Here is a 24,314-nt window from a genome sequence, read left to right on the forward strand (position 1 = left end):
AGGGAGGGCGCGCCCTCCCTGTTTCGTCAACCCGAAAACCGGACACGTCAGCGGCCCTTCTGCAGAACCGCTTCTGCCGTGTACCAGGGTTATTGATCCAGCTCGTCCCGCCAGGAATGCTGTGGCACAAAACCAACCAGACGGCGCGCCTTCCCATTGCTGTAAAAGGTCTCGAACTCACCCATCTGGCGCTTGAGCGGCACCTCCGGGTAGAAACGCTCGATCACCTCGGCACTGGTCAGACCTACCGATAGATCGTCATTGGCCACGTTGAACACCTGATAGCCCAGTCCGTCCGTTTTCAGACAGCAATCGACCATCCGGCCCAGGTCGCGGGCATCGATATAGGCAAAAATGTTACGGCGGCGCAGGGCAGGATCATCCATGAACGCCGGAAACTTCTCGCGATACTCATGGGGTTCGATCACGTTGTTGATGCGCAGACCGTAGATATCGATACCCGAACGCGCCTGAAAGGAACGCGCGGTGACCTCGTTGACCACCTTGCTCATGGCGTAGCTGTCCTGCGGAACAGTGGGGTGGTCTTCATCCACCGGCAGATATTCCGGTTTTTTCTCACCGTCGGCAAAGCAGATCCCGTAGGTGGTTTCGCTGGAGGCGAAAATGACCTTGGGAATACCCAGTTTGGTAGCGGCATCCAGTACGTTGTAGGTGCTCAGTGTATTGATGCGCCAGGTCTCATTGTCCGGCCGGTGCAAAATGGCCGGTATGGCCGCGAAATGGACGATGGCATCGTAATGTGGCACGCCAGTGCCCGGTGTCAGCTCATCAAGGCTGGCGTAGGCCCGGCAGGCGTTGAAGACCTGACCTGCGTCGGTCAGATCGGTGGTCAGGTGCGCGATACCGGGCGTGTCGGACATCGCCCAGTCCAGATTGGTGACCCGGTGGCCCTGATCGCGAAGATAAGCGGTCGCATGACGGCCGGCCTTGCCGCTCCCACCCGTAAACAGAATGCGCATGAGGTGTCCCGATTGATGAAACGATCATGACACTCTAGCAAGGAACGAACTGACCCGCCGCCAGCACCAGGCCTCTCTGCGCCCTATGCCACCAGCTTTTTCAGTGCAAACCCGGCAATGGCGGTGTCCTGCACCCCGGTACCGGTCAGGTCGCAAACGGTGATCTGGTCAGATGAGGTACGCGGTCCCTGACCGGAGGCAATCACCCGGCCCAGCTCAAGCACCTCGAAAGGCGGGACATGGCCGGCGTATGCCTTGAGTTCGCCATTGTGCTCGCTCTGGGCGCGCGTATCGGCCACAAAGGTATCGGCCCGTTCCATCACTGAAGTATCCAGTTCGCGCTTCTCGGGGCTGTCAGACCCCATGGCGGTGACATGCACGCCTTTGGGCAGATGGGCGCCATCCAGTATCGGCCGTTTCGCCGGCGTCGTGGTCACGATGATATCGGCGTCACGGCAGGCTGCAGCGATATCGTCATGCACATTGACGCTCAGACCGTAGTCACGGCGCATGCGCTCGGCATAACCTTCTGCCTTGTCACGATCCCGAGCCCAGACATCAAGCGTGTCGATATCGCGCACCAGTTTGAGCGCTGCAATCTGCAACTCGGCCTGAACACCGGCCCCCAGTACAGTGGCACGACGACTGTCGCTTCTGGCGAGATGTTTCGCTGCAATGGCCCCCGCCAGTGCGGTACGCACATCGGTCAGATACCCCTCGTCGAACAGTACCGCCTCAACCAGCCCGGTCTTCGCCGAGAAAACGATCATCAACCCGTTGAGGCTGGGCAATCCAAGCTTCGGGTTATCGAAAAAACCGGGACTGACCTTGATGGCGAAACTGTCGTTACCACGAATATGAGCCGTTTTGACGTCGACTTCGCCGTTGGACTCCTCGATCGGCATCGACAGGATGGGCGGCTGAACCACGCTGCCCTCTCCGAGCGCCCGAAAACCGGCCTCGACCGCCGACAGCGCCTCGTGATCGAGCTGCACCACCGCGCTGATCTGTTCGCGATTGTAGAGTTCCACACTGCCTCCCTGCTGTTCGATAAACTGTCAGTCAGCGGCCATGTCGCGGGCACGCATGAAAGTATCGGCATCGATACCATTGCCGGAAACAATCAGCGCCACCCGCTGGCCGCGGATATCGAGACGATGCTCTTCCAGAGCAGCCACGCCGATTGCGGCCGCTCCCTCTACCAGCATCTTCTCCTGTTCGAAAAAGTGCACCATGGCCCGCGCGATAGCGGGCTCGGACACCTGGAAATGACGATCCATGACCTCGCGCACCAGTGCGAAGGTCACGCGATTCTCCAGACCAATGCCGCCTCCCAGCGAATCTGCCAGACTCTCCTGCTCTTCGACGGCCACCGGATGGCCGACCGCCAGGCTCTCGATCATTGCTGCCCCGGCCATCATGCTGATGCCATTGACCTGTACTGCCGGATTGATGCCCTTGACCGCACGGCCAATGCCCCCCAGCAGCCCCCCGCCGGAAAGACCGATCAGCACCTGATCCAGCTCGGGCAGATCCTCCATCAGCTCCAGGCCGATGGTACCCTGCCCGGCGGTAATCAGTGGGTCGTCGAACGGCTCGATCAGCGCCATGCCCTCCTCGTCCACCAGCCGGCGCGCCTCGACAAAAGCGTCGTCCTGTGAACGGCCGATGACTCGCGCTTCGGCCCCCAGCGCCTCGATCGCTGCCACCTTGTTGCGCGGTACCAGCTCGGAAACGCAGATAATCGCCCGTGCGCCCAACCGGGCAGCCGCCCAGGCCACAGCCCGACCATGATTGCCGGTCGAAGCGGTGGTGACGCCACGCTCAAGCTGAGCCGAGTCGAGTGCCGCAATGCAGTTGAGTGCACCACGCAGCTTGAAGGCACCAGTAGGCTGCAGCGTCTCGAGCTTGAGATAAACCTCGGCTTCGAAACGCGCCGACAGCGCATGAGAGCGAATCAATGGTGTTCTCGCTGCCTGCCCGGCGATTCGGGCACGAGCAAGATAGATATCGTGAAGGGTCACGGGCAGATTGCGGGACATGAGACTCCCTGAAGGCCTCGGGCAATGGCCGGTAAATATCGGATCAGAGGCTCACCGCAACCCCCCCTCATGGGGCTGCGGCAAGCATGCTTCATACCGGAAGAGGGTGCTGCGAGCGACAGGTCTCTCAGCTGCCACTGTAGCTTGGCATGTTCCCCAGGCAGTAGTACTTGGTATCAAGGTACTCCTCAAGGCCGGCATGCCCTCCTTCGCGGCCCAGGCCGGACTGCTTGACGCCACCAAAGGGGATCGGAGCGCCGGTCATCTTCATGGTATTGACGCTGACCATGCCGTAATCGAGTCCGCGCATCATCTTCCAGATTCGACGCACGTCGTTGCTGTAGACATAGGCCGCCAGGCCATATTCGGTATCATTGGCCGCGCGGATCACTTCATCATCGTCATCAAAAAGGCAAACGCCAGCCACCGGTGCAAAATTCTCCTCACGGAAGATACGCATGCTGGAGGTGACATCGGCCATCAGGGTCGGCATGAAGAAGTTCGCGCCGGGTGCCATGGACTGATCGCCGGCAATCAGTCGTCCCCCTTTCTCCAGCGCATCCTCGACCAGCTCGTTGGCCGTATCCACGGCACGCTTGTGAATCAGCGGGCCGATGTCGACCTCCATCATGCCGCTGCCCACCTTGAGCGCTTTCATATGGACCGCAAAGCGTTCGAGGAAACGATCATAAATGCGTCGATGAACGAAAATCCGGTTGGCAGCCAGGCAATCCTGTCCGGCAGTCTGAAACTTGGCGGCTACCGCATGGGCAGCTGCCTCGTCGATATCAACATCATCGCAGACAATGAAAGGCGCATTACCACCAAGCTCCAGCGAAGTCCGCTTGACGCTGGAAGCACTCTGGCGCAGCAATAGCTTGCCGACACGTGTCGACCCGGTCAGCGAGATCGAACGCACTCGAGTGTCGTTACAGAGAATCTCGGAGACGGTAGCGGGCTCGCCGGTGACCACATTGAAAATGCCGGCCGGAATGCCGGCCCGTTCAGCCAGCTCGGCCAGTGCCAGTGCCGTGAAAGGTGTCTCATTGGCCGGCTTGACGACGACCGGGCAACCGGCGGCCAGCGCAGCCCCCGCCTTGCGGGTAATCATCGCCAGCGGAAAGTTCCACGGCGTGAACATCACCGAAACGCCGACCGGCTCCTTGATCGTGCCCAGAGCCGCGTTGGGTATGTGGCTCGGGATGGTGGTGCCATAGGCGCGGCGCGCCTCCTCGGCAAACCACTGGATGAAGCTGGCGCCATAGTCGACCTCGCCCCGGGCGTCCCCCAGTGGCTTGCCCTGCTCAAGCGTCATCAGTTGCGCGAGATCTTCCTTGTGCTCATGTAACAGGCGGTACCATTCGTGCAGGCAATGCGCGCGCTCATTGACCGTCATCGAGCGCCAGCCGGCAAACGCTTCCTCCGCAGCCGTCACGGCATCGGTAATCTGCTCCGGTTCCAGCAGGGTACAGTGTCCGATCACCTCACCATTGGCGGGATCGAGTACCGGTTCATCGCTGCCCTGGCTGCCGGCAGTCCATTTGCCGCCTACATAGGCCAGTTGACGAAAAAGACGTGGATCGTTGAGCTGCATGATGGCTCTCCCGAATGCAGGTGTCCTGATAGCCGGAATGGTCTGCTGACAGGGTGGTGCATTGGCGCCGCAATTTCTTTTCGAACCTGGCAGCTCATGAATGCCATTTTTTTCCTGCAGCGTGGTGCACCCTGGCGTTTTTTTGGCACATGAGCGTGCAGGCCGGCCCATGGGTTGCAGGGCATGCCGGCCACCGTTCCTCTGATATGAAAACGGCGCTGTCCAGGCAGGACAGCGCCGTAAGGTAACCTCGATATCAGCCCATCAGAGGCTACTGATCATTGGCAGCTGCGTTGAAGTGATCATCAAACCACTGCTGCGCCACGCTGGCCGGATCCGCCTTGTCGACCTCGACCTGACGATTCATGGCCTGCAACTCTTCGGTTGTCAGCTTCGCAGAGACAGCATTGAGCGCATCACGCACAGTTGGATTGAGCGCATCACGCCGCGCGATCGGGACGATATTCTGGGCCGGCACCAGATTCTGATCATCCTCCAGAATGACCCAGTGATTCTGCACGATGGCACCCTGTGAGGAGAACATCCGTGCCACATCGATATCCCCGTCAGCGAGCGCGCCTCGTGTCAGCGGCCCACCGGCATCGAGCGAGCGAAAGTTGCCGAAGGTTACGTTGTAGACACGCTTGAGCCCGGGAACACCCGCATCACGGGTACGGGTTTCGGGGGGGCCTCCCAGGGTCAGCTCGCCCGCCACCGGAGCCAGATCGCCGATCGTCTGCAGGTTGTATTTCGAGGCCGTCTCACTGGTTACCACCAGCACGTCACGGTCCTGGGCCGGAGAGTACTTCAATGCCGTCAGTGACTCCGGCAGCACCTTGTCGAGTGCCGAACCGACTTCCTCGCTGCTTTTGGCATCACTGTACTCGCCTTTCTGATCGAGATAGGCCAGTACTGCGCCGGTATATTCCGGCAGCACATCAACTTCGCCATTCTGCAACGCCGGGAACACCACCTCGCGCGACCCCAGGTTGAGCCGGGTATTGACGTTTACACCGCGCTCACGCAGGACATCAGCATAAATATTGGCCAGCACCAGTTGCTCGGAAAAGTTGGTCGAGCCGATGGTTACGGTCTTATCACCACCGCTCTCTTTTGACTCGGAAGTCTGCTGCGAATCGTCATCGCCTCCCGAGCACCCTGCCAGTATCGACAGCATCAGTGTACCGATACCCAGTGCCAGAGAGTGTCGACCCTTTGCCATATGCCCTGTTCGCATTCTGCTTATCCCTTGCTCGTTATTCGGATCACAACCGTTTCGGGCCATTTTCATCGCCGAGATCGCTCAATGGTGACGTAAACCCCGAGCCGTGACCAGCCGCTGCAGACCGGCAAAGGCAAGCTCGGTGGCGATCGCCAGTATAGCCACCAGCACGGCACCCACCAGCACCTGCACCAGATCACGCACCGCCAGGCCATCAATCAGATAGCGGCCCAGACCGCCAAGTCCGACATAGGCCGCCAGAGTCGCCGTGGACATGACCTGGACTGCCGAGGTTCGCACACCCGCCATGATCAGTGGCATGGCAATCGGCAACTCGACCCGCCATAGCTGCTGCCAGTTCGTCATACCCACCGCCGTGGCCGCCTGTCGCACAGCCGGATCAACGTTGCGCATACCGACCAGGCTATTGGTCACCATGGGGGGAATCGCCAGTGCGACCAGCGCCACGATCACCGGGATTACACCGTAGCCGACCAGCAGAAAAACAAAGATGATGACCCCGAATGAAGGCACCGCTCGGCCGATATTGGCCAGGTTGATGGCCAGTAGCCCACCACGCCCACTGTGCCCCAACCCGATACCGATGGGCAGGGCAATGAGGGCGCCGGCCAGCGTCGAGACCAGCATGTAAAAGACATGTTCGAGAATGCGCTCGACAATGCCGTTACTGCCCTGCCAGTGCGCGGGATCACTCAGCCAGCCGATCAGCCCCTGCAGCAGTCCCACGAAAGAGTCGTTCATGTCGACCTCCCGCGCTGCCAGGGCGTCAGGCACCAGAGCAGACCGACCAGGGCAAGATCGACACACACTGCCAGCGCGACCGACAGCACGAAACCAACCACCAGCGGGGTCGTGAAGCTCAGCGTAAAGCCGGTGATAAAGAGCTGACCCAGCCCGCCCTGACCGATCAGGGCAGTGACCGTCACCAGACCAATGACCGTCACCGCCGCAATGCGGATACCGGCCACGATCACGGGCAGTGCGATCGGCAACTCCACCTGCAACAGTCGTCTTGCACGTGAATACCCCAGGGCCCGGGCCGCTTCACGCACGATCGGCGAAACGCCACGCAACCCTTCGACAATATTGCGAAACAGAATCAGCAGGGTATAGAGCGTCAGTCCGATCAACGACGTGGCCATCGACAGTCCGGTCAACGGCATCAGCAGGATGAACAGTGCCAGCGACGGGATCGAGAACATGACACCAGTGACGGCCAGCGAAGGCGTATAAAAACGCGGCCAGCGAATGGCCATCAGAGCCAGCGGGAAGGCAATCAGCAGGCCGAACAACAGCGAGAGCCCCAGCAGCTGCACATGCTGCGCCAGTGCCGCCAGGATATCGCCGGTATGTGAAGCGATCCAGTCCCAGTTCATGACAGCCGTCTCGTCAGCTGCACCTGGCTGATCACACCAAGGTAACGGCCTTCATCATCGACCACCGGCATGACATCACCCGGCGCACTGATCAGGGCATTGAGTGCACTGCGCAGATTGGTTCGCTCATGCAACTGATGACGCCAGAGCGTCAGTTCGAGCCGCTCGATGCGACTGGCCCCGTCCGCCTGCCGGAGTCGCTCCCAGTCAAGCCAGCCGATGGGACGGCGCTCGCCGTCGAGCACAACCACCCCACTGCTACCTGCCTGCTGTAAACGCGTTCGCGCCTCGGTCACGGTCATACTGCCGGCAACATGCACCCCGGGATCGATTTCATCGGCCTCCAGATACTGCAGGGCCAGACGTCGCAACTCACGATCGGCACCGATAAAATCGACCACGAAGTCATCGGCTGGCGCCGCCAGCAGCCGGCCAGGTGTATCAAACTGAGCGATGTATCCCCCCTGCTGAAAGATGGCGATCCGATCGCCAAGTTTCATGGCCTCATCGATATCGTGGGTCACCAGTACGATGGTCTTGCCCATGCGGGCCTGCAGACGCAACAACTCATCCTGTAGATGGGTCCGCACAATGGGATCGACTGCAGCAAAGGGTTCGTCCATCAGCAAAATGGGCGGATCAGCCGCCAACGCCCGAGCCAGCCCCACACGCTGCTGTTGCCCACCGGAGAGCTGATGGGGATAGCGTTTCATCAGGCTGGCATCGAGACCGACCAGCTCCACCAGCTCCTCTACCCGGGCCGTAATACGTGTCTTTGGCCATTTCAATAGCCGCGGGACGGTCGCGATGTTGTCGGCGATGGTATGGTGCGGAAAGAGTCCCGAGTGTTGCATCACATAGCCGATATGTCGGCGCAGCTGGGTGGCATCGCTCTCCATGACATCCTGATCGCCAATGCGGATGCATCCACTGGTGAGCGTTTCGAGCCGATTGATCATGCGCAGGGTGGTGGTCTTGCCACAACCTGAAGGGCCTACCAGTACAGTCAGTTCGCCGGCGGGGAGTGTCAGGTTCAGTGCCTCGACGGCAACGGTACCATCCGGGTAATGCTTGGCGACCGAATCAAAGACAATGGCGTGGCTGTCCTGCGCGGCATGGTGATTACGCTGGCGAGCGTCGGCAGTCGTCAACGAACAATCCTCTACGGGTCAGGTGAGACGCAGCCGGCTCGTAACCGACTGCCGCTTCGCAGTTCAGGACCGGTAGCCTGACCGGCCTGATTCCACAAGCCTGGCGGAAGCCGGGCGCGGAAACAATCCTCATCGCACCTGCTGTTCAGTGCCAGTAATGTACCAGCCCATCATCGGGCCCCATCAGGGGATCACTCAGGGGCCGTCCAACACGATCGATACGCTGCCGAGCCGCTGTAATATCAGCCTCACCACTGCGACACAGGTCCCAGTCCTGCTGGCCGGGCGGATAACCTGCAGTCAGGGTAAAATCGTCACTCGCTTCAAGCCGACAATGCCCCACTCCGGCCGGCAGCACCACGACTTCACCGGCGCTGACGGTCACTCGCTCGCCGGACTCACCACCCAGCATCAGCATGGCCGACCCCTGGAAGATACCCAGCACCTCATGAGAGAGACTGTGGTAGTGATGAAAGGCGAACACCCCACCCCGCCACTGAGCCGGCCAGTCATTGGCGTTGAACAGCGCTTCCAGCTGCAGCGCCAGTGCCTCGCCGGCATCGGGAGACCACGCCGGCCGATAAAGCAGTACCGGCAGCCGATTGTTGGGCGTACGACCGTCATCGTCGAATGTCAGGATGGCAGGTGACTGTTCCTGCCAGGGCGTCGCATCACTCCTGGCCGCCATGACATGCTCCCCTTGTTTTGCTTGCGCTGCTTCAGAGCATAGCAGGCGAGTGCGAAGCAACCCGGGCTGCTAACGACCGGTATCGCCCCGCAGGGCATGCACGGCGTACTGGATACTCTCGAGATAGTCATCCTCGATGCCAAGATCCCGCAGATGGGCCACGGTATTGTCGAGATACTCCTGGCAGCTGCCCAGCACTCCCTTGCCGGTGCTCAGACGGTGGACGATATCGTGATCCTCGAGCCCCTCGATATAACGGTCATGCTCGGCGTTGGCGACAAAGGCAATACCGGGGAAGCTTCTCTCGGCACTGGTCAGGGTCACCCAACGCGGCTCGTAGGCGCCGGTCAGCATTTCACGACGCCAGACCAGCAGTAGTTCGGACTCCAGATCGCGCTCGGCTACCCGCAAAGCGACTCCCTCACTGACACCGCCAGGCACCAGCGACAGCATCAGGCCGGGGGCTTCGGGCGAGCCGCGCCCTTGCTCCATGCTCAGACAGAAGTCGCGATGGTACCCCTCCAGACGCACGGTATGACGCTCAGCCACCTCGATACAGGGATTCCATACCAGCGAGCCGTAAGCAAACAGGTGAATCCCATCAATGTGCTCACTGCCCGGCGGCCGATCACTCAGCAGTGTCGCGATGGATGAGCGAAACTCATCATTGGTCAGCAGCGGCACCTCGGGATGCGAGTCTTCGAAATGCGAGCGGATAAGATCCTGCTCGAGCGCTGCTCGGGTCATGGCCACGGACTGATTGGCCCGAGAGAAATCCTCACTCATATTGACGAATATCCTGTTGCGAAGCGCGATCGCGCACCCGACCGGCACAGGACCCCTCAAAGGGCAGAGCCTGGCCTCCTAGGTACCAGTGGACGACAATTGACGGCCACGTCGCAACAGGGCATGCAGAATGAGTGCAGCAAACGTGGCGGTTCCGATGCCATCCAGCGTGAAGTCACCCAGATCGAGCGAAAAGTTGCCAGCACCCAGCACCAGGGTGACAGCAACCACGATCAGATTGGTGTTATCGCTCAGATCGACATCGTTCTGCACCCAGATACGTGCGCCGGCTGCGGCAATCAGGCCGAACACGACAATCGAGGTACCGCCAAGCACCGGACCGGGAATGGTCTGAATCAGAGCGCCGAACTTGGGCGAAAAGCCCAGTATCAGGGCCATGACCGCCGCAATCACGAAAATCAGCGTGGAGAAGACACGAGTCACTGCCATCACGCCGATATTTTCGGCATAGGTCGTGACCCCGGTACCACCGACGCTACCCGACACAATGGTCGCAATACCGTCTCCCAGAAAGGCGCGTCCGATCCAGGGATCCAGATGGCGGCCACTCATGGCACTGACCGCCTTGACGTGGCCCAGGTTCTCGGCCACCAGAATGACAGCCACCGGGGCAATCAACACTATCGCATGTGGGCTGAATTCGGGCGCTGTAAAGGCCGGCACCCCAATCCAGGCGGCCTGCGCCACCCCGGAGAAGTCGATCGGCGCCCCGAGTCCAAGGCCGTTGGCCAGCAGCATATAGATCAGATAAGCCGCCAATAGTCCGATCAGGATCAGCAGGCGTTGCAGCAGGCCACGTGTCAGCACGGCCGCGCCACCGATGCAGAGCACAGTCAGCAGCGCCATCCAGCTGTCAAACCCCGATTGCGACACACTCTTGACCGCTACCGGTGCCAGGTTGAGCCCGATCATGGTCACGATGGCCCCGGTCACGACCGGTGGCATCAATGCCTCGATCCAGCGTGTTCCCACGACCATGACCACCACTCCGATCAGCGCATAGACCACGCCGCAGGCAATGATACCGCCCAGCGCCAGTGCAATATCGGCATTGATACCCGAACCGCCATAGCCGGTAGCAGCAATCACGACACCAATGAAGGCAAAGCTCGATCCCAGATAGCTGGGAATGCGACCACCGGTAATGACGAAGAACAACAGCGTGCCGACCCCGGACATGAAGATGGCCAGATTGGCGTCGAATCCCATCAGCAGAGGCGCCAGCACTGTCGACCCGAACATGGCCACCACATGCTGTGCCCCCATGGCCAGCATCTGCCCGGCAGGCAGTCGTTCATCCGGGGCGATGACTTCTCCCGGCGCATTGTTCTTTTTCTGCCACCGGGGGAACCAGGACTCGGCCATGTCACTCTCCATACAACGCTGCTTTCGGGTCGCGCGCATTCTACGCCCATCGCACCCGAGTGTTCACGCACCCGGCTCTGTCAGCTCATCATTTTCTTCTACCCTGAGACCATCAATCTTCAATCTGCAGCTGAAATCTGCATCAGACAGGGAGGCATCAATGCGTCATGATTACGATTATCTGATCGTGGGGGCCGGCATGGTCTCGGCCAATGCCACGCGAAGCATCCGGGAACGGGACTCGCAGGGAAGTATCGGTATCGTCGGTAGTGAGCCGAATGGACCAGTCACTCGCCCTGCCCTTTCCAAAAAGCTCTGGACCGACCCGGAGTTCGGCTTCGATAACATCTGGATGAAGCCCGAAGAAAGCGGTGCCACCCTGCACACCGACACCCGAATCGTCTCACTGGATCGCGACAATCAAACCGTGACCGCCGAAAACGGTGATGTTTTCGGCTATGGCCAACTATTGCTTGCCACCGGCGGTGAGCCGAAACAACTTGACCTGGCTCCGAGCGAACGCGTGCTCTATTTCCGCACTGTCGAGGATTACCGTCAGTTGCGTGAGCTGGCAGGCCATCAGCGCCATATTGCCGTAGTGGGGGGCAGCTTCATTGGTACAGAACTGGCCGCAGCGCTCAATCTGAACGACACCCGAGTCACTCTGATTCATCCCGAACAGGTGTTGGGAGGTGACATCTTTCCCCCCGATCTGGCCGAACACTTTGAAAGCATGTATCACACGCATGGCGTCACCCTGATGGGTAACTGCAGGGTGACCTCCGGCCATCAGCAGGGTGAAACAGTCACGCTGACCCTCGATGACGGCAACACCGTAACAGCCGATGTCGTTGCCATCGGCCTGGGCATCGAGCCCGCCTGCGATATCGCCGTATCCGCAGGATTGACCGTGGATGACGGCATCGTGGTCGATGAGATGCTGCGCACCAGCGACCCGCACATCCTTGCCGCCGGCGATGTAGCCTCTTATCCGGACAATCTGCTGGGTCGCCAGCGCGCCGAACACGTCGATAATGCCAACATGATGGGTCAGCAGGCCGGTGCCATCATGGCGGGTAGCGAGGCCCCTTATACACACACACCCTATTTTTATTCGAATGTCTTCGAACTGGGCTATCAGGCCATCGGCACGCTCGACAGTTCGCTGGACACCATCGAAGACTGGCAGGAACCGCAGCAAAAGGGTGTGGTGTACTATCTCGAGAATGAGGTGGTGAAAGGGGTTCTGCTGGTTAATCTCAAGGAGCGACTGGACGCTGCCCGGGAGGTGATCAAGGAGCGCCGTCCGAGCAGTCGCGATGCATTGATTGGATGCATTCGCTGAACAGAATGAATGCCGGCAGATACGGAAATCTTCCGGCATTCACAGGCTAATGGCTTTCGGCCTGTATCGCCTGTTGTCTCAGGTACTGTTCATGCAATTCATGGTTGATCTGTCGATATAGCGTGTGCAGACCCGGTTGCATTTTCCTGACACCCTGGTGCTGATCCAGGTAATAGGCAGCGCGACGACCACAAATTTCGAACATATCGCTGACCCGTTGGAAGACCAGCCCCGAACGAGCCAATAAGCGCGGAAATTTGGGCTCCATGAAAGCCAGAATATGCTGTCGCCCTGCAAGACCGACCATGGCCAACCCTGCCAGGAACAGACTCTCCCCCACCAACACACTCTCCTTGCGAGAGCAGGGTATTTCCTCATGGGATATTGAGCCGCGTAAATCCTGTAGTCTGAAACGTCTGGGTATTGCCAATCGCGATACCTCACACAACTGATCACGCGAGATAACACCGAGTTTCGAAAGAGAGTTTTTCAGACTCTCACCACAGTAATGCTCTATGGGAAGCCGAGCTTCATTATCCTGATCCTGCTTTAGGCTGCCAGGCAAGACCAGTCTGACGCAGCCTACTACCGTGCCTGATGCGATATGCTCGACATAGCACTGATCCGCGACTTCATCAAAGTGATCCATCTCGAGCTGGCGCACTCGATCTTCCGAGAGCGAGTAGTTCAGTTCCTGATTGAACACCTCATATCTCAGCGCGAAAATCCGATTTCTTTCCTCCGCGGTAGATGCCAGCCTGAACCTGTACTCCTGCGTAAATTTCTCGATTTCATCCATATCATTCCCTGCCTTGCGGAGTGATTTCAGCTGTTGTTATTGCCCGACCCGATATGCTTTTCGAGTAATGTTGTGGCATGTTCCGGGCGCCCCAGATAATAGCCCTGAACATAATCGATACCGTAGGATTCGAGAATGGGTAGCAGGGCTTCCCGATCCACGAATTCGGCAATTGTAAGCTTGCCGAACCCCCGGGCAATGTCGGCGATGGCCTTGACGATCAACTGGTTCTCTTCGCTCTCGGGTAACGTTTGTATGAAGGAACCATCGATCTTGATGTAATCGGCTGGCAACTGCTCCAGATAATGGAAACTGCTGAAACCAACCCCGAAGTCATCGAGAGCAATCTCACAGCCCAGCCGCCGAATACCTTCCAGCACGCCCCGAGCGGTCGCAAAATCGGTCACGGCAGCGGTTTCGGTGACCTCGATGATCAAGCGTTTCGGATCGGCACCGCTGGCGTCGAGTTCACCTACCAGGAAATCCTTCAGCCCCGCATCATGCAACGATTGGCCGGAAAGATTGACCGCCAGACTGATACCCTCGGTGGTGATCCGACACAGTAGTTGCAGGGTATGACGCAGCACCCAACGATCCAGGGCCACGATCTGGCCGCTGCGCTCGGCAACGGGTATGAAGCTCCCCGGAGAGATCAGGGTTCCATTTTCTTCCCTGAGTCGCACCAGTGTTTCGTAGTGCAGGATACTGCCATCGGCAAGATGCACGATGGGCTGCAGCATCAGCTCGAAGCGATCCTCAAGCAGCGCACTGCGCAACCGCTCGACCCAGTAAACCCGTTCCTGCAGCTCATTGCGCTCATGCTGTACCGTTGACAGCAGATGCCATCGCTGTGAGCGATCTTCCTTGGCCTTGTACATGGCGAAGTCTGCATTGGCCATCAGCTCATTCGGACTATCCCCATGCAATGGATAAAGCGCAATGCCAATACTGGCCATGGCTCTGTGATGACGCTCCTCAACAGTCAGCACAATCTGATCCAGCGCCTGGACAAGCATTTTGGCTATATCGCGAGCCAGTTCAGCATCGGCTTGCTCCAGCAGGATGGCAAACTCATCACCGCCCAGCCGGGCAATGATCCCTTTTTGTCCGACTTCATCCGCGATGGCCTGAGCCACCAGTCGCAATAAGCGATCGCCCGCCTGATGCCCCCCCAGCTCATTGACTTCCTTGAACCGGTCCAGATCGAGATAAAGTACGGCCCCCCATGCTCCCGGGATAATCGATCGGGCCATCGCCTCTTCGAAGAAACGCCGGTTATAGAGCTCGGTCAACGGGTCACGATGAGCCAGCCAGGTCAGTCGCTGTTCGGCCAGCTTGCGTTCGGTGATATCCAGGCCAACGGATATCAATTCCGGTTCACCACCAGACTGCGCACCGAGAGGGGTGTGATACCAGACAATGGTGCGCGGTTCTCCATCGGCCGCATACATGACCCCCTCCTGCTGTCCACCCTGATCGAACAGGTGAGAGGAATGTTTCAGCTCAGGCATCATGATCTTCGTGAAGCGTTGCTGAAGCAGCTCGGATTCTGTCAGCCCGGTCATCATGCAGCAGTATCGATTGACCAGTGTGATGCGATCGTGACGGTCGTGGGTCACGATCAGTACCTGGGCGGTATCGAGCAGGTTACTGACGAAGTCTCGCTCGAATGCCAGCTCTCTCACGCGTAGCTCGAGTTGCTGACCCCGCGATTGTACCTCGCCCTCCAGAGTTTCCAGTTGTCGGGTCAGATCAAGAGTCGTGCCGGCCAGCACATCGATTTCATCGTGAAATTTTCGCCTCGAGAGAGAGATATGCTGACGTACCACGTCAAAATTCCCCTGTGCCAGGCGAGGCAGCGTTCGGCTCAACTGACGCAACCGAGCCATGGGTTTCCAGAGAATAAACAACAGCAGTATTTCCGCTGCCAGCCAGCCGGTCAGTGCGATCAGCAGGGCCGTGCCCGTGGTGCGATGAATGCGTATAAGCTGGTCGGTAATATCGGAGATCAGCAAAAAATGCGTGCCATGGTCAGGCCCGCTACCTACCATACGATCAGCCAGGGAAACGGCTGTCAGCTCATAGTGGTGTCCTTCGAAAGCCAGCCGCTGCGCGTGATCCCATTGTGTCATGCTCGCCAGTTGCCGCGATGCAGCCCTGAGTATCGGTAGCGCCTGCTGTTCATGAGTCACGGCCAGAAGTGAACTCTGCCAACCGGCCAGAAAACGAGGATTCTTCAGGTCCGAAGAGAGCTGGTTGCTTTGCTGAACCAGCAAGGCAATCTCGCTACCGGTACTGAGCTGGATGTAGCGGGTGACCTCTGCCAGCGATCGCGACACCATCACCACGCCGACATTACGCCCGTCCTCCAACACCGGCACGGCAGCATACTGACGACACTCCTGCCGGCAGGACAGCATGATTTTCGGGCGCTCGGCCTTCATGACAGCGCGAACCCATTGCGGGCCGGGTCGCAGCGCCTGCTGTAACTGCCCATGATGGGCCAGGCGCTGGCCCTGGCTGTCGAAAACCACAATGTCATCAATGCCGGCATCCAGCTGGAGCGTCGGCCATTGTGGCGTCAGCGCCTGATCAGCCGTTCTGGCGTCGTCTTTACTCAACGCATCACGCAGCGCCCTGGAAGACGCCACCACACTGGCCAGCTGCTTGAGCACATCCGCCGAGCGCTGCATCGCCAGCTCGATTTCCTGCTGCTGACGCTCATGCAGCATCTGCCGGGAGTGATGAAACTGCTCGGTAAGACTGCTGTTGCTGTTCCATGTAATCAGCAGGGCCAGCCCCAGCAGCACCAGACTGGTCAGGGCCAGGGCCCGCCATTTCAGACTCAGTCGCCGGGGATTGCCAAAACGGGCCATGTCGTTATTGCGGCTCAGAACAGGAAGGAAGTTTGCAGCAAAAGCATTTGCCAGTGGCGCCGGGTTTCGTCGGAGTCAGGGTTATCCTGAGGGGGCAACCAACCCGTTCCATCGACATGATGCCACTCCGCTTCGATCAGCCAGCCGGAACTGATACGCCATTGCAGCCCGGTAGTGATGTCTCGTGCAAATCGGGAATAGGCAGGTCCCAGACCGTCAGCCTCATAGGCACGACCGGAAGGATCGTCCCGATCACTGGTCAGGGAGTCATAGCGCAATAGCCACTGCCAGTTCTCAAGGAAACGATAGGTATACTGAAGATACCAGCTTTCTCCTATCGCCTCTTTATTCAGCGAGGCACTATGGAAACCGTCCAACCTTGTTTTACGTATGGCGTACTCTGCAGTGAGACTCCAGGATTCCGCGTTATACTGGAGTGAAAAAATCCAGGGCTGAAAGGTGAAATCTCCTTCACCGGCCTGTCTGTTCCTTAAATCGGCATCCATTTGACCGCCACTGACTGCCGCAATAACCCTTCCGCCGCCATACTCATAACGCAACTGACCAATGACCGTCTTATTGCCGGTCAGATCAGAACGCTCGTCCTGAACAGTCAGAACACTCTCGACATCGTCATTCAACCGTGGCCTGCCAATACCCACCTGAAAACGTAGTGTTCCCAGCCCCAGTCGCTCCTCGTCATAGAGGGTGACACCATCCGTTGCGAGACCAACGGAACGCGTCCGATCAAAATAGATGGATTGCGGAAGCAGAATACCAGGGCGTGTCGAGGGGATATCACGTGTCTGATTATAAAAACCGAAAGGATTCTTGAATCGTCCCACCTGGAGCCCCATGGTGCGATGCTGATCAGTCAATAACTGATAATCCAGCACGCCATAATCGAGCTCGGGGTCAGTGATACTGCTATTTCGACCGGCTTTCCTTGCCAGCACCTGCGCGGCCAGCAACATGTTCTGAGTGGGACGAGTCGATGCATTGAGCCCCAGCTCGGTATATTGCAGGCTGCCACCCTGCTCGCTACTGGGCCCGAAAAAGTCATTATGATCGCTGACAATCAGAGCCTGACTCATGAAACCATGCATCTGAAAGGTATCGGTGAGCTCTCCGGCCATGACTGCAGGTGCCAGCCCTGCCATCAGCGTGCCGGACAGTCCGACGCCAAAAATGCTACTTGCCAGGTTATTCAACGGTAAGCACCCGAACCCGATCACTTAAAGCCGACCGATCAACATAACCGATCCCCCCGGGTGTTGACGCCACCCTGTCTACCATGGCGGCCTCACTGGAGACCTCGTTCGGCGCCTGACCGGTGCCGGAAAAAACTACCCGATCCCAGGCCAGCCGCAGTTGATGCGGATAAACGTTGAGTATCTCCTTGGCAAAACGTTCATGAATGGCATTGTTATCCGGCAGGACAAAAACGTGCGCCGATTGACCATTGGGAAAGGCACGCTGTCGCATGGCGAAAATGGCGCGGGCCGTCTCATGGTTCAGGCTGGCCAGTTCGACATCAGGATTGGTAATAATCACAACCGATGAGGGTTCACTGGCCAGCGTCACCGGTATCTGCAATAACAGGGCTATCAGCACTGTCAGAGCGATCAGGCTCCGAGACATTATCCGGAGCCTCCTGTTGTCGCGTTTGTCATTCACCCTTCCTCGTCCCGGTAGCAGCAAGCCTGCCCCATGACGGGATGTCGCCGAATGGGCATTGTCGATAGCTGCTCATAAGCAACCATATTGACAGCCATCCCATCCCGCGAAGACGGGAAAAGGCCCACTTTACCCTCTTGATTCCATTGTTGATGATGCATCAACTCTAATTGAGACCGGTGAAACACATCGAACTGCCAGGCCTCGTATATTGTTCAGCCCCGAAGCGTCGGGATAATCGCCTGTAACCGGGCAAGAAAAAGCCCCGATAATCATCGGGGCTCCTCTTATACAAAAGGAAATTACACGCCAAGATAGTCGAGAATGCCTTCCGCTGCACTACGTCCTTCGAAGACAGCTGTCACGACCAGGTCAGAGCCGCGCACCATATCGCCGCCGGCAAACACCTTTTCATTGGATGTCTGGAAAGCAAAGCTACCATGCTCAGGAGCCATGATCCGACCACGTTCATCTGCCTCGATACGATGGGTATCAAGCCAGGCAATCTCACTGGGCTGGAAGCCAAAGGCGATGATCACGGCATCACACTCGATGATCTCTTCGGAATCGGGCACCACTTCAGCACGCTGACGGCCCGCCTCATCGGGCTCACCCATGCGGGTACGCACCAGCTTGACGCCTTCAACCCGTTCTTCACCAAGAATAGCCACCGGCTGGCGATTGAAGAGAAACTCCACCCCTTCCTCGCGAGCGTTTTTCACCTCCCGCTTCGAGCCGGGCATGTTGGCCTCGTCACGACGATAGGCACAGGTCACCTCATCGGCGCCCTGACGCAGCGCGGTACGATTGCAGTCCATGGCAGTATCGCCGCCGCCCAGTACGACCACCCGCTGTCCTTCCAGCGAGGTGAAATCCGAAGGTGATGCCGTAAAACCAAGATTATGATTGACGTTGGCAATCAGATAGTCGAGAGCCTTGTGGACGCCGTCAAGCTGCTCGCCGGGAAAGCCGCCTTCCATGTACTTGTAGGTCCCCATCCCCATGAAGACGGCATCATGTCCTTCCAGCAATTCCTCGAAGGAGAGGTCGCGACCGATATCCATCCCCAGGCGGAATTCGACGCCCATCTCCTCGAGCACGCTGCGCCGCCGTTTCATGACATTCTTTTCGAGCTTGAACTCGGGAATGCCGAAGGTCAGCAGGCCGCCGATTTCCGGATACCGATCATAGACCACCGGACGCACGCCGTTGCGTACCAGTACATCAGCGCATGCCAGTCCCGCGGGGCCTGCGCCGATTACCGCCACACGCTTGTCGGTCCATTCGACACCGGTCATGTCCGGCCGCCAGCCCATGGCAAAGGCGGTATCCGTGATGTACTTCTCGATCGAACCGATGGTGACCGCTCCGAAGCCATCGTTGAGAGTACAGTCACCCTCGCAGAGACGGTCCTGCGGACATACGCGACCGCACACTTCAGGCAGCGAATTGGTGCGATGGGACAGCTCGGCAGCCTCGAGAATATTCCCCTCGGTCACCAGTTTGAGCCAATTGGGAATGTAATTGTGAACCGGGCACTTCCACTCACAGTACGGATTGCCGCAATGCAGACAGCGATGTGCCTGACTGGCCGCTTCGCTGGGACGATACTCGGCATAGATCTCGGCAAATTCGCGCACCCGCAGATGCGCTTCCTTCTTTTCCGGATCGCGACGTCCGACATCGATGAACTGGAAGTCGTTGGAGAGTTGCTGTGCCATTGATGATACTCCTCACTCAGGCCGGCGACGGCCTTATTCCGGCTGACGCCGTGACTGGGCCAGCAGCCCGTTGAGACTTGCGGCCTTGGGCTTGACCAACCAGAAGTGACGCACATAGTCGGAAAAATCGCTGAGCAGTTCCTGCCCCCATGCCGAATATGTCTGCGCCACATAGTCCTGCAGGATTTCGCGCAGATAGCGACGGTAGGCTTCCATGTGTTCCGTACTGACACGATGGATCTCGACCAGCTCATGGTTGTAGCGGTCGACGAAGTCACGCTCCAGATCGAGTACGAAGGCAAATCCACCGGTCATGCCGGCACCGAAGTTGAATCCGGTCCGCCCCAGCACTGTCACTACACCGCCTGTCATGTATTCGCAGCAGTGATCACCTGCGCCTTCGATAACAGCATGACAACCGGAATTGCGCACGGCGAATCGCTCACCCGCCTGACCGGCAGCGTACAGCTGGCCGCCCGTGGCGCCATAGAGACAGGTGTTGCCGATGATCGCCGTATGCTGGCTCTCGAAGCGACTGGACCTGGGAGGCGTAATGACCAGCCGGCCACCGTTCATGCCCTTGCCGACATAATCATTGGCATCTCCCTCGAGATACATGTGAAGCCCTCGAGCGTTCCACACGCCAAAACTCTGCCCGGCCACACCCTTCAAGCGCAGGGTGATCGGTGTCTCCTCAAGGCCGGTCTCGCCATAACGCTTGGCGATGGCTCCGGAAAGCGTGGCCCCGATCGAACGATCGCAGTTGGTCACCGTGAACGAGAACTCTCCGCCCTTGCCCGTTTCCAGTGCTGACCCGACCGCTGACAGAATTTCCTGGTTCTTCGCTCCCGGATCGTGCGGCTCGTTACGGTGGACCTGGCAGAACTGCGGAGCATCCGCCGGCACCCAGTCGTTGTTCAGAAGCGACTGGAACTCGAGCTGGCGCTGGGCACTGGTCTCGCCTTCGATCTTCTCCAGAAGATCGACCCGGCCGATGAGATCGGTCAGCTGGCGAACGCCCAGCATGGCCATGATTTCGCGAACTTCCTCGGCGATGAAGCGGAAATAGTTCTTGACCATATCCACGGTGCCACGGAAATGCTCATCACGCAGCGCCTGATGCTGGGTGGCCACGCCGGTCGCACAATTGTTGAGGTGGCAGATACGCAGGTATTTGCAGCCCAGCGCAACCATCGGTGCCGTCCCGAAGCCAAAACTTTCGGCGCCCAGGATGGCCGCCTTGACCACATCGAGACCGGTCTTGAGTCCACCATCGGTCTGCAGCCGGATCTTGTCCCGCATACCATTGATGCGTAGTGCCTGATGGACTTCGGGTAGCCCCAATTCCCAGGGCGAGCCAGCGTGCTTGATCGAAGTCAACGGGCTGGCCGCAGTGCCGCCGTCATAGCCGGACACCGTAATCAGATCCGCATAGGCCTTGGCTACACCGGTGGCGATGGTACCAATGCCGGGCTCGGAAACCAGCTTGACCGAGACCTGAGCTTCAGGATTGACCTGCTTGAGATCAAAGATCAGCTGTGCCAGATCCTCGATCGAATAAATATCATGGTGTGGTGGCGGTGAAATCAGGGTCACCCCGGGGACGGCGTAGCGCAGCCGGGCAATCAGCTCATTGACCTTACCGCCGGGCAGCTGGCCGCCCTCCCCGGGCTTGGCCCCCTGCGCGACCTTGATCTGCAGTACCTCGGCATTGACCAGATAGGCAGGCGTGACACCAAATCGTCCGGAAGCGATCTGCTTGATCTTTGAACTCTTGATGGTGCCGTAGCGTGCTGGATCCTCGCCACCCTCGCCGGAGTTCGATCGTCCTCCGGTTTCGTTCATTGCCTGTGCCAGCGCCTCATGGGCCTCCGGTGACAAAGCGCCGAGGCTCATGCCGGCGCTGTCGAAACGTGGCAGCAGTGACGCCACCGGTTCAACTTCATCAAGCGCTACCGGTTCATGGCCTTCCCGGAGCTTCAACAGATCGCGCAGCGTTGCTACCGGGCGTTCATTGACCAGGCGGGCAAACTTCTTCCATTTGCCGTAATCGCTCTCCTGTACCGCTTCCTGCAACAACTTGATCACATCCGGGTTATAGGCGTGATATTCGTGATTGTGCACATAGCGATAAAGCCCCCCCTGGCGAGGCGGTTTGCGGCGAATCCAGGCATCACGGGCCAACAGCTCCTGTGCCATCTGCAGCTCACTGAAGCCGGCCCCCTCGATACGTGAGGCCATATCGGGAAAGCACATATCCCGAACTTCGGAAGAGAGGCCTACAGCCTCGAACAGCTGCGAACCGCGATAGGAAGCTATATGTGAAATCCCCATCTTGGAGAGGATCTTGTAAAGCCCCTTCTGCAGGCCACGCCGATAGTTTTCCCGGCCTTCGGCAGGGTCACCGGTCAGTTCGCCCGTACGATACATGTCCGCCATGACCTGATAGGCGAGCCAGGGATAGATGGCCGTGGCCCCCACGCCAAACAGTACCGCCATCTGATGGGCGTCGCGCGCCCAGGCAGTTTCCACCACCAGGTTGACTCGGGGTCGCAACGCGAGGCGCCCAAGGTGGTGATGAACCGCGCCGACGGCCAGGGCCGGATGGATCGGCAATTGGCCACGCTCAAGCCCGGCATCGCTGAGCACCAGTACCACACTGCCATGATGGGCAGCGTGCTCGGCGCGGCGACAGAGCTCGTGCAGCGCCTGACGCAACGAGACACTCTCGCCGTTGTAGTTCAGCGACAGCGTCTCGCTGGCAAAGGCGGGGTCTTCCTGGGTGGTCAGCGCAGTGAACTTGCGCGGTGACAGCACCGGCGTGGTCAGGATCAACCGATGAGCGTGCTCGGGCGTTGCTCTGAAGACATTGAGCTCAGCGCCCATACAGGTCTCCAGTGACATCACGATGGCTTCGCGCAATGGATCGATCGGCGGATTGGTCACCTGAGCGAACTTCTGGCGGAAGAAATCGGTTAGTGCCCGAGGCTGACGGGACAGCACTGCCATGGGCGTGTCATCTCCCATCGAGCCGACGGCTTCCTGGCCGCTCTCGGCCAGCGGTCGCAGTACCTGGTCGCGCTCCTCATTGGTGACGAGGAACATTTTCTCCTGTACCGCCAGGGTCTCGGCATCCATCGGCTGAAAGCGAGCCAGCTCGGTCAGCGCCGATTCAAGATACTGGGCGTTGTCCTTCAGCCAGCGCTTGTAGGGATAAGCCGATTTGAGCCGATCATCGACGTCACTGGTATGCAGCACCTCCCCGGTGTGGGTATCCACTGAAAGAATCTGACCGGGGCCGACACGCCCTTTCGCCACCACCGACTCCGGGGCGTAGTCCCACACACCGATCTCGGAGGAGAGTGTGATGTAACCATTATCGGTGATGACCCAACGCGCCGGGCGCAGGCCGTTGCGATCAAGCATGCACACGGCATGCCGACCATCGGTCAGCACGATGCCGGCCGGGCCATCCCAGGCCTCCATGTGCATCGAGTTGTATTCGTAGAAGGCACGCAGATCGGCATCCATGGTTTCAACGTTCTGCCATGCCGGTGGCACCATCATGCGCACCGCCCGGTAAAGCTCCATGCCGCCGGTCAGCAGTACCTCGAGCATGTTATCCATGCTCGAGGAGTCGGAACCGGTAGTATTGACGATCTCATCGAGCTGCTCGATGTCGCTCAGATGTTCGCTGGCGAAGTTCGCCCGTCGGGCATTGGCCCAGCTACGGTTGGCTTCGATGGTGTTGATCTCACCGTTATGCGCCAGAAAACGGAAAGGCTGGGCCAACGGCCAGCGCGGTGCCGTGTTGGTAGAGAAGCGCTGATGGAAAACACAGATTGAGGTCTTCAGTCGCTCATCGCCGAGATCATCGTAAAAGGTCGGCAAATCGGCGGGCATCATCAGGCCCTTGTAGGAAACGACCTTCGAGGAGAGAGAACAGACGTAGAACTCCTCGTCTTCCCGAAGCTGCTGCTCGGCCAGCCGACGCCCCATGAACAGATCGACATTGAACGACAGATCATCGCCGCGCTCTTCTGCAGGCTCGACAAAGATCTGGCGAATGCGCGGCATGCACTCCCGAGCAATCGGCCCACACACCTCCGGGTTGACTGGCACGTCACGCCAGCCGCGCACGGCGAGGCCACGCTCGGTGAGCTGTGTCTCCAGTACCTGTCGCCCCTGACGTTCACGTGCGTCATCGTCGGCAAAAAACACCACACCTACGGCGAAATTATTGCCCAGCTCCGCATCCAGCGCTTCACGCGCGGCGGCGCGCATGAACGCTTCAGGCATGGCAAACAGCAGGCCACAGCCATCGCCGGTCTTGCCATCGGAATTGATACCGCCACGGTGTGTCATGCAGGTCAGGGATTCGATCGCGGTCGACAGCAGATCGAAGCTTGCCTGTCCTTCCATGTGGGCGATCAGGCCAAAGCCACAGTTGTCACGGAATTCTCCGGGGTGGTGGAGACCTCTGGTCATGGACGTGCCTCTAACAGGAATGTGTCTACACCGACGCCGCTCGGTCAAACCGAAGGGGATTGTCGTCGTTTATAAAAAGGGCTATATTTTTCGGTTATTTTTGTTATGGCCGCGTCATACGGGTCGCGATGACGGGGATGGAAGAGCAATCGAGCATATCGA

The 24,314-nt window shown here is 58.8% G+C and carries 18 protein-coding genes; 1 reads left to right on the forward strand and 17 read right to left on the reverse strand.

Translation table 11 applies throughout. The annotated features are described in order from the left end of the window. Nucleotides 1-89: 89 nt before the first annotated feature. The 11 genes from FY550_RS12710 to FY550_RS12760 all read right to left on the reverse strand — a co-directional run bounded on the left by FY550_RS12710 (nt 90) and on the right by FY550_RS12760 (nt 11,246). Nucleotides 90-980 (reverse strand): NAD-dependent epimerase/dehydratase family protein, encoded by an 891-nt coding sequence (locus tag FY550_RS12710; RefSeq protein ID WP_070978559.1) that lies wholly within the window; start codon nt 978-980, stop codon nt 90-92. An 83-nt stretch (nt 981-1,063) separates the two neighbouring features. Next, nucleotides 1,064-2,011: a cyclodeaminase gene (locus FY550_RS12715; protein ID WP_149054568.1), complete on the reverse strand. Its 948-nt coding sequence runs from the start codon at nt 2,009-2,011 to the stop codon at nt 1,064-1,066. Nucleotides 2,012-2,038: 27 nt separating this feature from the next. Continuing rightward, nucleotides 2,039-3,022, reverse strand: a complete 984-nt coding sequence (gene eutB, locus FY550_RS12720; protein ID WP_070978556.1) for a hydroxyectoine utilization dehydratase EutB — start codon at nt 3,020-3,022, stop codon at nt 2,039-2,041. Between the two features lie 127 nt (nt 3,023-3,149). Further along, the gene (locus FY550_RS12725) at nt 3,150-4,616 is read right to left on the reverse strand and encodes an NAD-dependent succinate-semialdehyde dehydrogenase (protein ID WP_070978554.1); all 1,467 of its coding nucleotides are present in this window, start codon (nt 4,614-4,616) and stop codon (nt 3,150-3,152) included. Between the two features lie 271 nt (nt 4,617-4,887). Then, nucleotides 4,888-5,853, reverse strand: coding sequence for an ABC transporter substrate-binding protein (locus FY550_RS12730; RefSeq protein ID WP_233350209.1), 966 nt, complete (start codon nt 5,851-5,853; stop codon nt 4,888-4,890). A 66-nt stretch (nt 5,854-5,919) separates the two neighbouring features. Next, nucleotides 5,920-6,600, reverse strand: a complete 681-nt coding sequence (locus tag FY550_RS12735; RefSeq protein ID WP_070978552.1) for an ABC transporter permease — start codon at nt 6,598-6,600, stop codon at nt 5,920-5,922. Next, on the reverse strand, nt 6,597-7,235 hold the full coding sequence (locus tag FY550_RS12740) for an ABC transporter permease (protein WP_070978548.1): 639 nt from the start codon (nt 7,233-7,235) through the stop codon (nt 6,597-6,599). The genes FY550_RS12735 and FY550_RS12740 overlap by 4 nt, the downstream gene beginning before the upstream one ends. Next, nucleotides 7,232-8,386, reverse strand: coding sequence for an ATP-binding cassette domain-containing protein (locus tag FY550_RS12745; RefSeq protein ID WP_199287810.1), 1,155 nt, complete (start codon nt 8,384-8,386; stop codon nt 7,232-7,234). The genes FY550_RS12740 and FY550_RS12745 overlap by 4 nt, the downstream gene beginning before the upstream one ends. A gap of 145 nt (nt 8,387-8,531) precedes the next feature. After that, nucleotides 8,532-9,074: a cupin domain-containing protein gene (locus FY550_RS12750; protein WP_084388108.1), complete on the reverse strand. Its 543-nt coding sequence runs from the start codon at nt 9,072-9,074 to the stop codon at nt 8,532-8,534. Nucleotides 9,075-9,143: 69 nt separating this feature from the next. Then, nucleotides 9,144-9,860 carry a gamma-glutamylcyclotransferase gene (locus FY550_RS12755; RefSeq protein WP_084388107.1) on the reverse strand — a complete coding sequence of 239 codons (717 nt, stop codon included), beginning with the start codon at nt 9,858-9,860 and terminating at the stop codon, nt 9,144-9,146. A 78-nt stretch (nt 9,861-9,938) separates the two neighbouring features. Further along, nucleotides 9,939-11,246: a solute carrier family 23 protein gene (locus FY550_RS12760; protein ID WP_149054569.1), complete on the reverse strand. Its 1,308-nt coding sequence runs from the start codon at nt 11,244-11,246 to the stop codon at nt 9,939-9,941. A gap of 160 nt (nt 11,247-11,406) precedes the next feature. Between FY550_RS12760 and FY550_RS12765 the strand changes: the two genes are divergently transcribed. Next, complete coding sequence (locus tag FY550_RS12765; RefSeq protein ID WP_149054570.1) at nt 11,407-12,591, forward strand: NAD(P)/FAD-dependent oxidoreductase; 1,185 nt, start codon at nt 11,407-11,409, stop codon at nt 12,589-12,591. Nucleotides 12,592-12,637: 46 nt separating this feature from the next. Here FY550_RS12765 and FY550_RS12770 read toward each other — a convergent pair whose 3' ends face one another. The 6 genes from FY550_RS12770 to gltB all read right to left on the reverse strand — a co-directional run bounded on the left by FY550_RS12770 (nt 12,638) and on the right by gltB (nt 24,152). Beyond that, nucleotides 12,638-13,390 carry a PEP-CTERM/exosortase system-associated acyltransferase gene (locus FY550_RS12770; protein ID WP_149054571.1) on the reverse strand — a complete coding sequence of 251 codons (753 nt, stop codon included), beginning with the start codon at nt 13,388-13,390 and terminating at the stop codon, nt 12,638-12,640. A gap of 26 nt (nt 13,391-13,416) precedes the next feature. Beyond that, on the reverse strand, nt 13,417-16,266 hold the full coding sequence (locus FY550_RS12775; protein WP_149054572.1) for a bifunctional diguanylate cyclase/phosphodiesterase: 2,850 nt from the start codon (nt 16,264-16,266) through the stop codon (nt 13,417-13,419). Between the two features lie 14 nt (nt 16,267-16,280). Then, nucleotides 16,281-17,477, reverse strand: coding sequence for a hypothetical protein (locus tag FY550_RS12780; protein WP_233350210.1), 1,197 nt, complete (start codon nt 17,475-17,477; stop codon nt 16,281-16,283). Further along, nucleotides 17,470-17,907, reverse strand: a complete 438-nt coding sequence (locus FY550_RS12785; RefSeq protein ID WP_199287811.1) for a type 2 periplasmic-binding domain-containing protein — start codon at nt 17,905-17,907, stop codon at nt 17,470-17,472. Before FY550_RS12785 ends, FY550_RS12780 begins: the two co-directional genes overlap by 8 nt. A gap of 338 nt (nt 17,908-18,245) precedes the next feature. Then, nucleotides 18,246-19,664 (reverse strand): FAD-dependent oxidoreductase, encoded by a 1,419-nt coding sequence (locus FY550_RS12790; RefSeq protein WP_070978541.1) that lies wholly within the window; start codon nt 19,662-19,664, stop codon nt 18,246-18,248. A gap of 33 nt (nt 19,665-19,697) precedes the next feature. Further along, nucleotides 19,698-24,152 (reverse strand): glutamate synthase large subunit, encoded by a 4,455-nt coding sequence (gltB, locus tag FY550_RS12795; RefSeq protein ID WP_070978538.1) that lies wholly within the window; start codon nt 24,150-24,152, stop codon nt 19,698-19,700. Nucleotides 24,153-24,314 lie beyond the last annotated feature (162 nt).

The organism is Kushneria phosphatilytica, assembly GCF_008247605.1.
Classification (GTDB): domain Bacteria; phylum Pseudomonadota; class Gammaproteobacteria; order Pseudomonadales; family Halomonadaceae; genus Kushneria; species Kushneria phosphatilytica.